A 14,916-nucleotide genomic window follows, 5' to 3' on the forward strand; every position below is an offset into this window, starting at 1 on the left:
TATTCGTTACCGCGTTTTTTTTATGGGTAACGTTCTGCTAGCGTTTCTATGCTACACAAAACAGAGTTCCCCACTAAGTTCTTTTCTACTATCGGATTTTAAAGAACATACCTAATAAGATAATAGAAATAAGAATCTGCATCATCATGAATTTCAGCAGAACCTGAGTTGGAGACCAGCCGTGGTTCTTTCGCATATGATCATGAAGAGGGAAGCGGATTGTAGAGAAAATCTTAATCTTGAAAAAGCGAAGCAGGAAAACTTTAAGAAGTCCCATACCGCCGTTTATAAAGATGATGAAAGAGGTTGCAAGAATCAGAAATGGGTTGCAGCTTGCCATAACGCAGACTCCGATAAAGAAACCAAGAGCGCGGCTTCCGGCATCTCCCATAAGACACTGGCTTGGGAAGGCGTTGTGCCACAAATAGCCCATTACTACACCGGCAAGGGCAAAAATCATAACAGCCCAGCGGGCACCAAAGGCAAAGTGAGGAACCAGAAGGTAATCTGCAATATCCTTGTGACCAAGAATAAAGTAGAAAACACAGCCCAGAGTCAAAAGGGCAAGAAGAACAAGAGTTCCTGAAAGACCGTCAATTCCATCTGTACAGTTTGTTGTATTGATAGAAGCCCAGATAAGAACTGTAGATACAATTACAAATACAATTTTATTTACCGCAACCTGATTTGTCAGGAAGGGCAGCCAGAAGCGGACAATTCCGTCTTCACTAGAAAGCTTGAGAGCATTGTAAATTACCAGAGATGCTGCAATACCAATCACTAAATCAAGGGCACCCTTAAGGTATTCACCCCAGGAAGAAATGCTTCTGTCGTCTAAAAAGCCTGTAAGCATTGTAAGCCAGGTTAAAAGAAGAACTGCTGTCTGCGCAAAAGACATTGGAATCAAAAGAAAGCAGAGGGCAACAAAAATTGTAATAAATACACTGCCGGCTCCTGTTGGCTTTCCCTTTGCAGCTTCGGCATTTTCCTTGATTGTGAATTCGCGGCCACGGTCGTGGGGAAGAATGTTATAGAAATTTGGAATAAGAGTCATTGAAAGAAAGAATCCCAGGTAGAGGGCAAGAACAATCAGAACTGTATAGGAAGTGAAAAGTCTTGCTGGTCCAAAAAATTCTTTTAAATACTGACCAAAATAATAAAGCATAAAAAACCTTCTATAATAAAATATGAATTATAAACTTATGTGAGACATTCCTGTGAAAATCAAGGAAACGTTGTGTTCTTCACAGAAATCAATCAGCTCTTTATCATCGACAGAACCGCCGGTTTCTATGATTGTTGATAGTCCAAGATTAACAAGACGGATAATCTCTTCTCCAAAACGGATTTTTTCATCACAGACAAGAACATCTGCAATAGGATTGTCTGTTGGATTAAAGTCCGCATTACCATTGTGCATGATTGTAGTAGAAGTAACGTGATAATGAACTTCTCCAAGTGCCTTTTCCATTGAAGGACAGCCCTGCGAAATACCAACAACAGCATTCTGTTTAATAAGAATTGCACTGTAGGAGCGGGTTTTCAGCGCCAGAAGCATACCAAAGGCCAGCTCATCAGATTTAATCTGAGAAGGGCGGTTTTTAGTTTTGATATACCAGTGGTCAAAAAGAGAACGCTCATTAGTCTGAATCAAAAAGCCCCCGAAAACAAAGCGGGCTTCAAAATCTGAACGGTTTTGTTTTGTGGAGTAGATTAATTTAAGATTTTTATTCTGTGCAAAAATCTTTTTGGCGTCGTCTGTAAAATCAGGGGCAACTATGGCTATAAATTTTCCTTCCATAATTTTCGTTGCGGCATTCTGGTCAATAACAGCCGAACAGCCCAGAATTGCGTCTTCAACATGCTGGGTATCGTAAATATAAGTTTTTGCATAGGAATCGACAATATTTGTAGCAATTGAAGCGCCCAGTATGTTACCGAATTTTATTGCAAAGGTAAAAACTGTTCCTGCAAGAGGGGTAAACTGAGTCGTAAAATCATAATTATCTACGTTTGTAGAAGGAACGGTAAACTGAGTTTTTAGGTTTGAATAAAGATTATTCAGGATTTCCCAGCTCAAGGAAATGTCTTTAAAAAGTGCGTAATCAAGGTCTGTATAATTACAGTTTGCAAAGCTTGAATATTCTTTTTCTTCCGGCAGTCTGTAAAAGGCTGCTGACTGCTGCTTATTTGTTCCGTGCTTCAAAAGTGACTGGAATTTAAGCGGATAGCAGGCAAAAGTAGGGAAGTATTTTTTCTGCGAGGTATTGTACTTAAGGGAACCTGCAACACCGGCATCATAGGCTGCAACAAGATTCAGAGCCTTCTGTGCAATATAGGTTCTGAACTCCGGAGTAATATTATCAGTTTTAAGCTGAATCATTGCTTCCTTGTAATCTGCAGGATCTGTAAGTACAAGAACATTTTCGTGATTATAAAAAGCATATCGTAATATTGAAGAAATGCGGTAATCACAGGTTTTAATATCAAAGCGCTGGCTGTCCATATAATAAAAAGGATCCATATTTATACAGACAATATAGATGTTTCCGTCAATTAATTCCGAAGATTGATTAAAACTAACTTCTGAATTAAGGCTTGTTGAAACAATGCTGGTGATTACTTTTGAAATATCGTGAGCATAGGCAATATCTGCCGAAAGCGCCATTTCACGGGTTACAGGAACATGGTTTTTTCTGAGAAGCTCCTCAGTTTTATTTGCAGTCAGAATTGTCCAGCCGGACGCAGTAAGATACTGTGCAAATTCAACAATACCATCAGTGTCTTCCACGTGAATTAAAGCTCTTTTTGTCATGTAATAATTCTATCAAATAATAGGAAATTTTGAAAGTTTTTGTTACAATGGGCGATATGAAAATAAGTTCGCAAAAATCGTCTCTTTCAGGCCACGTAAGTGTTCCTGGTTCTAAAAGTCATACAATCCGTGCCTTGATTCTTGCTTCTCTGGCAGACGGCACTTCTCATATCAAAAATCCACTTCCAAGTAACGACTGTCTTTCTACCGTTCAGGCGGTAAAGCAGATTGGTGCTGAAGTGATTGTGCCAGAGAAAGGTGATACATGGACTGTGAAGGGGGCAGGAAAAAATCTTCATTTACCGGAAGGCGTAATTGATGTTGGAAATTCCGGCTCTCTTATGTATTTTTTGTGCCCGGTTTTATCAACCTTGGCCGGTCAATGTACTTTTACAGGAGATGAATCAATTTGCAAGCGTCCTGTAAATCATCTGATTGACGCTCTTAATCAGCTTGGCGGTCAGGCATCTTCCCTGGCGGCAGACGGAATAACTCCACCTTTCAAATTCTGTGGTCCGATTGATGTGAACAAAACTCTTACTACTGATGGAAAACTTTCCCAGTACATCAGCGGTTTTATGATGGCAACAAGCCGTCTGAACGGAACCCTTCATATTAATTTGACAGATCCAAAAGAAACTCCTTACCTTACAATGACTAAAATCTGGCTGGAAAGTGTCGGGATTCCTTGTACAATCAGCGAAGATTTCAAAAAAATCACAGTTACAGGCCCTGTTGATATTAAGGCTTTTGATAAAACTGTTCCTTCTGACTGGGAAGCCGTTGCCTTTCCTCTGGTTGCAGCCCTTATCAGTGGCAGCGAAATTGTAATTGAAGGAATTGACGGTTCTGGCAGCCAGGGAGACGACAAAATTGTAGAAGTTTTGCAGTCTGTTGGAGCTGATATTGAATGGAATAAAAAAGAAGCAACCCTTACAGTTCGCGGAAAGCAGGGCGGTAAAGGCCTGACTACAAAAAATTGTCCTAACGGTATCTTCCGCGTTACAATTTCTCCTTTCCCGGATGCAATCTGTGCTCTTGCGGTAATTGCCTGCTTTATAGAAGGAACTACAGTAATTACAGATGTTGAAATCTGTCGCAAAAAAGAAACAGACCGCATCGAAGCAATGAAAACAGAACTTCGAAAACTTGGCGCCGAGGTAGAAGAAGGAGATGATTGCCTGATTATCCACGGTCATGAAGGTGGAAAGGGCCTGCACGGTGGCGAAGTTGAATCATTTAAAGACCACCGTATTGCCATGAGTCTTGCCTGTCTGGGCCTTGGACTTCCTGCCGGCGAAAAGGTAATCATAAACGACGCAGAGTGCTGCAGTGTTTCTTTCCCTCACTTTTTTGAAGTGATGAATGGAATTGGTGCAGGGTTTAAGGAAGTATGACAGAAAATCCAGCCTTTCTTACAGAGCAGCTCATCACTTACATAGGAAATAAGCGGGCCCTGCTGCCATTTATCGGACAGGGGGTAGAAATAGTCCGCCGCGAACTCGGAAAAGAAAAACTTACCTGTCTGGATATATTTTCTGGAAGTGGAATTGTTGCCCGCTATCTCAAACAGTTTTCGACTTTTATTGCCGCAAACGATATGGAAAGCTATTCTGTTTTAATCAACCGCTGTTATCTTTCTAACAAGGATGATATTCCTTCCGCCCGCATCGCTCAGTTACACGAAAACTTAATTTCTGCAGTTGCAGAGCACCTGGATGCTTTGCAAGGCAGGCAGGCGTCAGGAGATGTAGTCTCCGAACCTGGATTTATAAGCCGTCTCTACGCTCCGCACGATGAAAATAACATACAAAAGTCAGACCGCTGCTTTTACACCACTTACAATGCTGCCTATCTGGATTTTGCCCGACAACTAATTGACGAAATTGTGCCGGAAGAGCTCCATCACTTTTTTATAGCGCCTCTTCTTTCAGAAGCAAGCATTCACGCAAACACAGCTGGAATTTTCAAAGGCTTTTACAAAAACTCCAAAACCGGAGTCGGTCAGTTCGGCGGAAACGGCAAAGACGCCCTTAGCCGTATTTTAGGCAAAATCGAACTAAAACTTCCGGTTTTCAGCAATTTCTCCTGCCAGAGTCAGGTTTTCAACTGCAATGCTAACGAACTTGTAACTTCAGAAGAATTGTATGACGCTTGCGGTGGTATCTACGACCTGGCCTATTTTGATCCGCCTTACAATCAGCACCCTTACGGTTCAAATTATTTTATGCTTAATCTGGTTGCCAATTACAAAGCCCCTGAAGAAGATGCAATCAGCCGCGTTTCCGGTATCCCCCGCAACTGGAACCGTTCTGCTTACAACAAAAAACGTCAGGTTGCCGATGCCTTTCTGGATTTAGTAAATAACGTCCGTGCCCGTTATGTCCTCGTTTCTTTCAATTCCGAAGGCTTCATCCCCAAAGACGAAATGATAGCCCTCTTGTCTCAGGTCGGCTCAGTCCAGGTCCTGGAATCCAAATATAACACTTTCCGTGGCAGCCGAAATCTTTCCGCCCGAGAAATTCACGTAAAAGAGTATTTGTTTCTGGTAAGGAAGAATTTTATAAACTAAGAATAGGATTATTCTGTAATTCGATAATCATTTTTTGATATAGACATTTATCTTCTACTTGTGATATGGATGTTGTTCTTACCCCTGCATCTTTTGAAGAGCCGCCACAATGGTAAATAGTTTCATTTGATGTTCCAAAATCTACAATAATATAACGGTCGTGATAAGTTCCGCCAGTTGTTTTTTATTTCACAATTACATTTGCCATAATCGGAAGATGATCAGAATACCCGTTGCCGTTGTAGATTTTGTAGGCGGCGGGAGTTTTGTCTTCGTTTGACCAGGGGGCTTCTGCTTTTGGGGTAAAACCTGTGATTCTTGCTTTGCCGAAAGAGAAGATATGGTCAATCCGTTCCCAGGAACCTTTGTAGAAATAACTTCCGATTGAAGTTGCGTAGCTGCCGTCTGCTGAAAACCAGGGGGAGTAGGCTTTTACGTGGGAAGGGGTGTAATTTTCCGAAAGGCCTGCATGACGGAAAAGGGTATTGGCGCCTCCCTGACCTGATGAAAAGTCCAGGATAAATTCGGAAGCATCCCGGTTAAAATCTCCGCAGATTACGGCACTTCCACCTCGGGTTTCTAAAGCTTTTAGCTTCCCTGCCAATACAGATTCCTGCCAGTCCCGCCAGATTTCAGATTCATATTCCCCGCTGGATTTAGATTTCCAGTGGTTTACAAATATGGTAATTTCCCGTCCGCCAATTTCTGTACTTACTTCCAGAAGGGGGCGCATGGAAGGCTGTTCGTATTTCTGAGTATTTACAAAAAGAGAGTGAGTTTTTACTCCAAAAAGCGGAAATTTTGAAAGCACTGCACAGCCAATAGAAGAGTCTTTTTCCTTTGCAAAGCAACTGTAAGTCCAGTTTGCCCCTGAATCCCAGGAGTTACCTGCAAGTTGATTTGAAATATCATAAATTACGCTTTCATTTTCAATTTCTTCCAGCACAAAAATATCCGCGTTCAGCTTAGTTATAACTTCGCAAAGCCTTGTTAATCTTGTGTGATATTTATCATTCGACCATTTTCCTGCTGATTTAAAATCCTTATATTCGCTTCCATCTGTGTGTCCGTCAAAAAAAGTCTGAACATTCCAGTTTGCTATAGAAAAACTGCTTTTTTCACAAGTCCGTTTATTTTCCCCCGATTCACATTCGCTGATACCACAGGAAAAAAACAAAAAGCAGAATACCAGTCCAAAATAAAATTTCTTCATTCTCTAACTCCCGTCTATAATATAGTCGCCGACTTTAAAAAATCGGAAGTAAACGGGCGAAAAAAGTGAAAAAAAACTGTATCTGTTTCTATTGACAGAAACGGTTCTTTAGTATATTGTTACTACATATAGAAACATAGGTTTTTGCGATGGGTAAGGATATACTTAAAGAAATTGTTGAGCGCAGACTTGCGGATATTGAACGCCTTGGACTGGATTTTGGATGCGGAGTTCCGGCGGTACGCCAGCGGAAAGTTCATCCCTTTATTGAAAAAAAAGGTGCAATTCTTGAAATTAAACGCGCGTCTCCTAGTAAGGGTGATATTGCGCCTTCACTAGATGCCGCAAAAACTGCTATTGAATATGCAAAATCTGGGGCTCGGGCTATTTCCTGCCTTACCGAAATGAATTATTTTAAGGGCTCCCTTTCTGACTTTATGAAGGCGGCTGCAGCTCTTGATCAGCTGGAAGCAAAGGGCGAAGAGATTCCAGCTCTTTTGAGAAAGGATTTTTTGCTTTCTGCTGATGAAGTTGAAGTTTCTTACCGTGCCGGGGCTGATGCGGTTCTTTTGATTGCCCGTATTCTGACTGCCGAAACTATGTGCGATATGGCAAAGAAGGCAGAAGAATTTGGAATCAGCGTTTTGATTGAAGTTCGAAAGGCTGAAGATTTGGAAAAGCTTTCTTATGTAATGGCGCGGGTAAATCATAAAAATATTGTATGCGGTGTGAACAGCCGTGATTTAAAAGATTTTTCTATTGATATGCTGGCTCCCTGCGCCCTGCTTTCTAAAATCAAAAAGATTGCGGCTGATGCCCGCGTGACTTTTGAAAGCGGAATCCTTTCTGCTGATTCGGCTGCCTTTGCGGCAAGTGCGGGCTTTAGCGCCATTCTGCTTGGAGAGGCGGCAGCTAAAAATCCTGAAGAGGCCGGTCGATTTGTAAAAGCCTTCTGTCAGACTAATGAAAATAAGGCTGGTCAAAGCTGGTGCCAGTATGCGGAAATACTTCGCTCAAGCGAAGAAAGGAAACGTTCGCTTGTAAAAATCTGTGGAATTACGCGGGAAGAAGATGCCTTGTTGGCGGCTCAGCTTGGTGCTAACTTTCTGGGATTTATTTTCTGGAAGGGTTCTAAGCGTAATGTTGAAGCGGATAAGGTTTGTGAAATTGTTAAGGCTGTCCGTAATGGCGGATATAATTGCAAGTTCGTGGGTGTGATTGTTAATCCTGAAGATGAGGAAGCGAAAGCAGCCTTCCGGCTTGTTCGTGAGGGCCTTCTGGATAAGATTCAGTTCCACGGCTGCAAGTTGCCGACCCCTGCTGATGAAGCCTTTGCTGATATTCCGCGTTATGGGGCTGTGAATATCAGGTCGGAAGAAGATCTTTCAAAGCTTGATGATTTGCTTCTGCACGGAGAGCCTCGCGTTTTGATTGACGCTCAGAGCGGAAATACAATCGGCGGAACGGGAAAAACTGTGGATGCTGACCTGGTAAGAGCTGCTTCTAAACAGGCAAAGCTCTGGCTGGCAGGCGGAATCACGGCGGAAAATGTGCGCCAAATTATAGAAGATTTCCAACCGGAACTGATTGATGTGGCAAGCGGTGTGGAAAGCACGCCGGGTGTAAAAGACGCTGAAAAACTGAAGGCTTTCTTTAGCGAAATAGAGAAAATTTAATAGAGGAAAAATAATATGTCTGATAATGGATTTTTTGACAGATTTGGCGGAAAATATGTGGCGGAGGTTTTGAGACGGCCTCTGGATGAACTTGAAGTTGCCTTCAAAAAGGCGATGGCTGACCCGGTCTTTCTGGACGAGTTCCGCACTATTCAGCGCGATTATATCGGGCGGGAAACTCCTCTTTATTTTGCACCGACGGCAACCCGCATTCTGGGCGGCGCCAAGATTTACATAAAGCTTGAAGGACTTGCCAACACCGGTGCCCACAAAATCAATAACGCTATCGGCCAGTGCCTCCTAGCAAAGTACATGGGCAAAAAACGCATTATTGCGGAAACCGGAGCCGGCCAGCATGGTCTTGCTACTGCTGCTGCCTGCGCAAAACTTGGGCTGGACTGCACGGTTTACATGGGCGAAGTTGATGTTCGCCGCCAGCAGCCTAACGTTGCCAGCATGGAAATGTACGGTGCCAAGGTTCACGCGGTAACAAGCGGAAGCCGCACCCTCAAGGATGCCGTAAACGAAGCAATGCGTGACTGGGCTGCCAACCCTGATACAACTCACTACGTTCTGGGATCTGCGCTTGGACCTGCGCCTTTCCCTGATATTGTACGCGAGTTTCAGAGCGTTATTGGCCGTGAAGTAGAGGCTCAGTGTGCAGAACGCGGAATTAAACCGACTGCCCTGATTGCCTGCTGCGGCGGCGGTTCAAACTCAATCGGATTTTTTGCACCATTTATCGATAAAAAAGAGCCTCGCCTGATTGCGGTTGAGGCGGGCGGAATCGGTCCTGGAGTAGGCGAAAATGCCAGCCGAATGACAGGAAATGCCAGCCGGGAAGGAATCATGCAGGGCTATAAGTCCCGCTTTTTGCTGGATGAAGATGGTCAGGCGCTTCCGACCCGCTCGATTTCTGCGGGCCTGGATTACTGTGGAATCGGCCCTCAGCTTGCGGCTCTTGGTATGAGCGGCCGTGTTGAGTTTACATCGGCTCTGGACAGCGAGGCTCTTGATGCCCTCAAGTTTTTTGCCCGTAACGAAGGCATTTTGTTTGCCATGGAAAGCTCTCATGCGGGAGCGGAGGCAATTAAGTTGGCTCCAAAATTAAGCAAAGATGATGTAATCATTGTCAACATGAGCGGCCGCGGCGACAAGGATGTTTTCATCACAAGTCCAGTTTTCCGCCGCAAGGAATGGCTTGAATTTTTGCACGCCGAAATTGACCGTCTGGAATCCGACAAGGATGTGCATGAGTAGGGGAAGGCTGTTATTTAGTAAGAATATTCTAACTTGGAAGACAGAAAATGCGCAGCGGGGCTTTATGATTTGTGAAGCTTTTTGAGCGATGCGGGGCACACAACGCGGAAGAAAGCCTACAGAGCAAGCGCAGCTTGCGGCGAGCTCAAAGCTGGCGGAACAAAGCGTGAAGCCCTGCGAGAGCATTTTCAGATTTACATATTTAAGGAGATTTTTATATGTCTAAAATACAGTTAATGAGTCATCTTGTTGCCGGTTATCCGAGCGACGAACTTGCCTTTACTGCTGCCCGTGCCCTTGTTGACGGCGGCGCAGATATTCTTGAAATTCAGCTTCCTTTCAGTGACCCTAGTGCTGACGGCCCTGCAATTCAGGGCGCCTGCACCAAGGTTCTGGAACGCCATTATAAAACGGCAGACGGACTTGCTTTTATCTCAAAGCTTCATAAAGAGTTCCCAAACATTCCTATTTACCTTATGAGCTACGGTTCTCTGATTTACACTCCGGGCCTTGAAGCCTTCTGTAAAAAAGCTGCTGATTGCGGCGTAAAAGGAATGATTATTCCTGACCTTCCTTTTGATTTTGACGAAGGGCTTACCGCTGCCTGCAAGGCAAACGGCATGGTAAATATTCCTGTTGCCGCTCCAAGTATGAGCCCTGAGCGTCTTGAAAAAATGGCAAATGCCGGCTTCCCTTATATTTACGCGGCCCTGCGCACCGGCATCACCGGAACGGAAACCAGCGTTGACCAGGCTACATTGGCCTTCATAAAAAAAGTTGGTTCTGGCGGCAGCAAGGTTTACGGCGGTTTTGGTATCAGCACTGGCGCTCAGTCGGCACTTCTTGGCGACAAGGTAGAAGCTGTAATTGCAGGTTCTGTTTTTGTCCGACTGATTACCGAGCACCAGAATGATGCGGAGGCACTTTACAAGGCTGTGCGCGCAAAGGCTGCAGAAATTTCGCACTTAGAAGGGTAGATCGCTAACGGCACTGAAACTTGGGTGTTCAAAAATGCGTAGCGGGGCTTTATGATTTGTGACGCTTTTTGAGCGATGCGGGGCACACAACGCGGAAGAAAGCCTGCAGAGCAAGCGCAGCTTGCGGCGAGCTCAAAGCTGGCGGAACAAAGCGTGAAGCCCTGCGAGAGCATTTTTCTTACGTTTTTAAGTATCACTAGGCCGGAGAATTGAACCGAGCCGAAGGCTGTTGAGCGCAGCGAAACCGCGCGTTAGCAAGCGGTGAAATGCGACTGGGAAGGTTTGCTGGCCTCAAAAAATTATTTTACTTTTTCCTGCTTTGCGTTTACAATTAAATGTAACGATAAACTAAGGAAAAAGTATGCTCACTCTTAAAGACATTGCGAAAGAGGCCGGCGTCAGTGTGATGACGGTTTCTAACGTTATTAACGGCAAAAAATCAAAGGTTTCAAAACAGACAATAGAGCGCGTTCAGAAAATCATCAGGGATTTACATTACACACCGAATTTGAATGCCCGTTCTCTGGCTAAACATGAATCCCGCCTGATTGCAGTTTTTGTCTCTTCCTATGTGTCGCAGGAAAATCTTTTTAAAGACCCTTATGTGAGCGATCTTTTTGGCGAAATTGAAGCTGCCATTCACGAAAGCGGCTACTACACCATTATTCAGACGGTTGAAGAGCCTCAGCACGCAATTAATCTTTTGCAGAACTGGCAGGCGGACGGCGCAATTTTCCTTTCTAATCAGAGCGCGGACAACATGAAATTCTATTCTGAATACTGTCAGTGTCCGCTGGTTTTTATCGACAGCACAAATAATAAGAAAAATGATTATCTCACTATAGAAATTGATGACCGTAAGGGCGGTTATATTGCCACAAAGTATCTGATTGAAAACGGTCATAAAAAAATAGCCTTTGCTGGTTTTCTTGATGAAAAAGAATCGGTAATCAAAGAACGCTACAAGGGTTATGTAAAGGCAATGGAAGAAGCTGGTTACAAAAAGTTTATAAATCAGCTGCAGACGGCCACAACTTATGAGGAAGGAATAAAGAGGGGTATAGAGATTGCTTCCCGCAAAATTGATGCAACTGCTGTTTTTGCAACTGCCGACTTGTTTGCCCTTGGTCTGATTGAAGGCGCTAAGCAGAAGGGGCTTGCAGTTCCAAAAAATCTTTCTGTGGTTGGATTTGATAATCTTTCCTTGTGTAATTATGTTTCTCCGCGTCTGACAACGGTTTCTCAGGATATCAGTCACAAGGGACGTTCGGCAGTAGAACTTCTGCTTAAGGCAATTAAAAAGGAAGAAATTGAAAACCGCCGTGTTATCTGCGATGTAGAGCTGGAAATCTGCCAGACGGTAAGAAAAATTTAGAAATACTTTGCTAAAAAGTTATCTGTTGCCTGCCAGTAGCTTTCCGGGGCTGCAAAGGCTGAGCGTGCATGGTCAGCAGCAGGAATTATAAGCATTTCTTTTGTGCAGGCTGCCGAATCATAAACTTCATTGAGCATATAAAATGGAACAAAGGTGTCTGCATCTCCGTGAATAAAAAGTGTCGGAGTAACAGACCTCTTCAAATCATCCTTTGCAGAAATAATTTTGCAGTCAATTCCCAGTTTTCGTTTGCAGTAGAGGTTAAAATAAGGCATCATCAGCTTTCCGGGTATTTTATAAGCGGTTTTCATCTGGTATACAAACTCATCCCAGGCTGAAGAAAAGCCGCAGTCTTCTATGCAGCAGACAACGTTTGAAGGCAGGGAAAGTCCTGTCGCCCGCATTACGGTTGAGCCGCCCATGGAAATTCCCCAGAGGGCTATTTTTGCATCTCCGTCCTTCTGGCAGATAAAATCAATCCAGGATTTTACGTCTTGCGGTGTAAAGGCTGACATATCTATATGCTTTCCTTCACTCCAGCCGTGGCCTCTCTGTCCGGGTACAAGTATATTAAAGCCCTTATTGTAAAAATGAATTGCGTAGGGGGAAACAATTTTTGAAGAATCGCGGAAGCCGTGCATCAGAATGATATAGTTATGATTTGTGGCTTCTTCTTTATGCTCTGCAAGATGAGCGTTGAGATTTAATCCGTCAAAACTCTTTATGCTGACTTTTTGGGAAATTGATTTCAAAATAGGGTAGCAGCGTTCTTTTTCATTATAATTTAAGACTTCTACCGGATCATTGCTGTTATATGGGCGCTTTCTTTCCTGAACAAAATGGGGAGAATCTGGCGCATTGATTGAAGGAAGCGGTCTGAAAGACTGATAAACAAAAAAAAGGCACAAAAGCTGAAGTAAAGCACAAAGTACAAAAATTGAAGAAAAAATGATGATAAGCGGTTTGGCTATTTTCTTTATTTTCATGTTCTGATTGTAACGGAGAGGATGCTTTTGTGCTAGTAAATCGCCTTTTCTATTCAATTTTTCCTATATAATTGATATATTTAGCGCATGAATAAACACAATATGCAGCGCCTTCAGGAACTTGCGCTAAAAAATGGTCCACTTTGCGTTGGTCTGGATACCGATCCTTCTTACATTCCGGAAAATATCCTTAGTCAGTATGAGTCGCCGGCTCAGGCTGTTCTTGCTTTCAACAAGGCTTTGATTAAACGCGTGGCAGAAGAAAAGGCTGCCTGCTGTTTTAAGGTTCAGATTGCATATTATGAGGCAATGGGAATTGAGGGAATGAAGGTTTTCTCAGAGACCTTGCAGGCTGTCCGCGAGTCAGGACTTGTTGCAATCTCTGACATTAAGCGTGGTGATATTGCTGCTACTGCCGGTGCTTATGCACGTGCCCACTTTAGCGGCGATTTTGAAACTGATTTGATTACCGTAAATCCTTACATGGGCTTTGATACCCTCAAACCTTTTACAGAATGGTGCAGCCCTGAAAAAGGCGGAAAAGGCGGATTTGTTTTATTGTGTACTTCTAACCCTGGTATGGTTGATATTGAACATCAGAAGCTGGCTGACGGCGGGCTTTTGCTTGAAAGAGTAGGTGATGAGCTTGCAAGAATCAGCGACGAGTTTAAGTCTTTTTACCCTGACCAGACTTGCGGTGTTATGGGTGCTGTTGTCGGCGCTACCCAGGAAAGCGATGCAAGATGGATCCGCGATAAATATCCTGAGATTTTCTTCTTGATTCCAGGCTACGGCGCTCAGGGTGGTGCTGCCAGAATTGCGGCAACCCTGCTTGATAAGGCTGGCGGAACTGTAAACTCTTCCCGTGGCATTTTGTGTGCATGGAAAAAGGATGAAAAAATTACTTCTGCCCGCGATGCCGGAAAGCTTTCAATGGAAGATATAGTTGAAGCTGCCGTAAGAGCCAGCCTTTTCAGTAAGGAAGATTTACTGAAAGCGCGGCAATGGTCGTAATTTATTCTGTCATGTGATAATTTGCCTAACCATTGCCTAACTTGTACTTCGTACAAGTTTGAAAATCTGGTTATGACAAGTTATAGAACTTTTTGTATAAATATGATAAAATAATGCATATTTATACATTTTTTGGAGAAATGATATGGAAAAACTTAAAATCCTTCTTGCAAAGGGAAGAATCTACGAATCAGTTTACTCGCTTTTGAGCGACGTAGGAATTTCAATTTATCTTCCTGACCGCACTTATTTTCCAATCACAAATCAGGATGACCTTGCTTTCCAGGTTGTAAAGCCTCAGATTACAAGCGCCCTTCTTGCTCAGAACAAGGCAGATGTCGGCTTCAGCGGAAAAGACTGGGTTTACGAAAACGGCGTTCAGGACGACGTTGTAGAAATCATGGATCTTGGCTTTGACCCTGTACGCATCGTAGCCGCTATCCCTGACACAGTTGATTACGACAAGCTTCTTAAAGGCCACGTTACAATCGCAACCGAATATCAGGCCCTTACAAAGAAATACATCGAAGACAAAAAAATCGACGGAACAATTTTCCGCACCTGGGGAACCAGCGAAGGCTTTGTTCAGGACAACGACGAAGCCCTTGCCCAGATTCTTGTAGATAACACTTCTACAGGTTCAAGCCTGCGCGCAAACCGCCTCAAGATTGTCGACACTCTGATGGAATCTTCTACCAGAATGTACGCTTCTAAAAAGGCAATGGAAGACCCGGAGAAAAAGCAGAAAATCATGGAGCTCAAAATGCTCTTTGAAACTGTTTTGAATGCCCGCAACCGCGTAATGCTTGAAATGAACTGCTCAAACGAAGATTTTGATACTCTCATCAAGGGCATTCCTTCTATGAAGAGCCCGACCGTTTCTCCACTTTTCGGCGGCAACGGTTACGCCATCAAAATCGCCGTAAAGAAGAGCGAAGTTCCTACTTTGCTGCCAAAGCTTCAGAAACTTGGTGCAAGTGATATTGTAGAGTACGAACTTAGAAAGGTGATGCTATAATTTAGAAAGG

12 protein-coding genes are annotated in these 14,916 nt (G+C 43.6%); 8 read left to right on the top strand and 4 right to left on the bottom strand.

The features are described from left to right. Window positions 1–88: 88 nt before the first annotated feature. Complete coding sequence (locus MSI_RS04270; RefSeq protein WP_009104056.1) at window positions 89–1,165, bottom strand: hypothetical protein; 1,077 nt, start codon at window positions 1,163–1,165, stop codon at window positions 89–91. Window positions 1,166–1,192: 27 nt separating this feature from the next. Then, window positions 1,193–2,815 (bottom strand): AICAR transformylase/IMP cyclohydrolase PurH, encoded by a 1,623-nt coding sequence (locus MSI_RS04275; protein WP_009104057.1) that lies wholly within the window; start codon window positions 2,813–2,815, stop codon window positions 1,193–1,195. A gap of 56 nt (window positions 2,816–2,871) precedes the next feature. Between MSI_RS04275 and aroA the strand changes: the two genes are divergently transcribed. Both aroA and MSI_RS04285 read left to right on the top strand, forming a co-directional pair. After that, on the top strand, window positions 2,872–4,212 hold the full coding sequence (gene aroA, locus MSI_RS04280) for a 3-phosphoshikimate 1-carboxyvinyltransferase (RefSeq protein WP_039924243.1): 1,341 nt from the start codon (window positions 2,872–2,874) through the stop codon (window positions 4,210–4,212). Continuing rightward, window positions 4,209–5,387 carry a DNA adenine methylase gene (locus MSI_RS04285; RefSeq protein ID WP_009104063.1) on the top strand — a complete coding sequence of 393 codons (1,179 nt, stop codon included), beginning with the start codon at window positions 4,209–4,211 and terminating at the stop codon, window positions 5,385–5,387. Before aroA ends, MSI_RS04285 begins: the two co-directional genes overlap by 4 nt. Before the next feature lie 184 nt (window positions 5,388–5,571). Here MSI_RS04285 and MSI_RS04290 read toward each other — a convergent pair whose 3' ends face one another. Further along, window positions 5,572–6,600, bottom strand: a complete 1,029-nt coding sequence (locus MSI_RS04290) for an endonuclease/exonuclease/phosphatase family protein (protein ID WP_009104065.1) — start codon at window positions 6,598–6,600, stop codon at window positions 5,572–5,574. A gap of 149 nt (window positions 6,601–6,749) precedes the next feature. On the opposite strand from MSI_RS04290, the gene MSI_RS04295 reads away from it, so the two are divergent. From MSI_RS04295 to MSI_RS04310, 4 genes are all read left to right on the top strand, one after another. Further along, window positions 6,750–8,276, top strand: a complete 1,527-nt coding sequence (locus MSI_RS04295; protein ID WP_009104067.1) for a bifunctional indole-3-glycerol phosphate synthase/phosphoribosylanthranilate isomerase — start codon at window positions 6,750–6,752, stop codon at window positions 8,274–8,276. A gap of 15 nt (window positions 8,277–8,291) precedes the next feature. Then, complete coding sequence (gene trpB / locus MSI_RS04300; RefSeq protein WP_009104070.1) at window positions 8,292–9,536, top strand: tryptophan synthase subunit beta; 1,245 nt, start codon at window positions 8,292–8,294, stop codon at window positions 9,534–9,536. A gap of 218 nt (window positions 9,537–9,754) precedes the next feature. Beyond that, window positions 9,755–10,513: a tryptophan synthase subunit alpha gene (trpA, locus tag MSI_RS04305; protein WP_009104072.1), complete on the top strand. Its 759-nt coding sequence runs from the start codon at window positions 9,755–9,757 to the stop codon at window positions 10,511–10,513. Between the two features lie 361 nt (window positions 10,514–10,874). Then, a complete protein-coding gene (locus MSI_RS04310; RefSeq protein ID WP_009104074.1) occupies window positions 10,875–11,888 on the top strand; it encodes a LacI family DNA-binding transcriptional regulator in 1,014 nt (337 codons plus the stop codon). Here MSI_RS04310 and MSI_RS04315 read toward each other — a convergent pair. After that, window positions 11,885–12,874 carry an alpha/beta hydrolase gene (locus MSI_RS04315; RefSeq protein ID WP_050983897.1) on the bottom strand — a complete coding sequence of 330 codons (990 nt, stop codon included), beginning with the start codon at window positions 12,872–12,874 and terminating at the stop codon, window positions 11,885–11,887. The two genes, MSI_RS04310 and MSI_RS04315, sit on opposite strands and share 4 nt — an antisense overlap. Before the next feature lie 87 nt (window positions 12,875–12,961). On the opposite strand from MSI_RS04315, the gene pyrF reads away from it, so the two are divergent. Together pyrF and hisG are read left to right on the top strand one after the other, a co-directional pair. Further along, window positions 12,962–13,888 carry an orotidine-5'-phosphate decarboxylase gene (gene pyrF, locus MSI_RS04320; RefSeq protein WP_009104078.1) on the top strand — a complete coding sequence of 309 codons (927 nt, stop codon included), beginning with the start codon at window positions 12,962–12,964 and terminating at the stop codon, window positions 13,886–13,888. A 145-nt stretch (window positions 13,889–14,033) separates the two neighbouring features. Further along, window positions 14,034–14,906 carry an ATP phosphoribosyltransferase gene (gene hisG / locus MSI_RS04325; RefSeq protein WP_009104080.1) on the top strand — a complete coding sequence of 291 codons (873 nt, stop codon included), beginning with the start codon at window positions 14,034–14,036 and terminating at the stop codon, window positions 14,904–14,906. Window positions 14,907–14,916: the final 10 nt, after the last annotated feature.

The organism is Treponema sp. JC4, from assembly GCF_000260795.1.
In the GTDB taxonomy this organism is placed as follows: domain Bacteria; phylum Spirochaetota; class Spirochaetia; order Treponematales; family Treponemataceae; genus Treponema_D.

Bases quoted from the DNA above. Each gene is read 5' to 3' on its own strand.
- MSI_RS04290 (WP_009104065.1), bottom strand. From the start codon at position 6,600: ATGAAGAAATTTTATTTTGGACTGGTATTCTGCTTTTTGTTTTTTTCC.
- MSI_RS04285 (WP_009104063.1), top strand. From the start codon at position 4,209: ATGACAGAAAATCCAGCCTTTCTTACAGAGCAGCTCATCACTTACATA.
- MSI_RS04275 (WP_009104057.1), bottom strand. From the start codon at position 2,815: ATGACAAAAAGAGCTTTAATTCACGTGGAAGACACTGATGGTATTGTT.
- MSI_RS04315 (WP_050983897.1), bottom strand. From the start codon at position 12,874: ATGAAAATAAAGAAAATAGCCAAACCGCTTATCATCATTTTTTCTTCA.
- MSI_RS04295 (WP_009104067.1), top strand. From the start codon at position 6,750: ATGGGTAAGGATATACTTAAAGAAATTGTTGAGCGCAGACTTGCGGAT.
- pyrF (WP_009104078.1), top strand. From the start codon at position 12,962: ATGAATAAACACAATATGCAGCGCCTTCAGGAACTTGCGCTAAAAAAT.
- trpB (WP_009104070.1), top strand. From the start codon at position 8,292: ATGTCTGATAATGGATTTTTTGACAGATTTGGCGGAAAATATGTGGCG.
- MSI_RS04270 (WP_009104056.1), bottom strand. From the start codon at position 1,165: ATGCTTTATTATTTTGGTCAGTATTTAAAAGAATTTTTTGGACCAGCA.
- MSI_RS04310 (WP_009104074.1), top strand. From the start codon at position 10,875: ATGCTCACTCTTAAAGACATTGCGAAAGAGGCCGGCGTCAGTGTGATG.
- aroA (WP_039924243.1), top strand. From the start codon at position 2,872: ATGAAAATAAGTTCGCAAAAATCGTCTCTTTCAGGCCACGTAAGTGTT.
- hisG (WP_009104080.1), top strand. From the start codon at position 14,034: ATGGAAAAACTTAAAATCCTTCTTGCAAAGGGAAGAATCTACGAATCA.
- trpA (WP_009104072.1), top strand. From the start codon at position 9,755: ATGTCTAAAATACAGTTAATGAGTCATCTTGTTGCCGGTTATCCGAGC.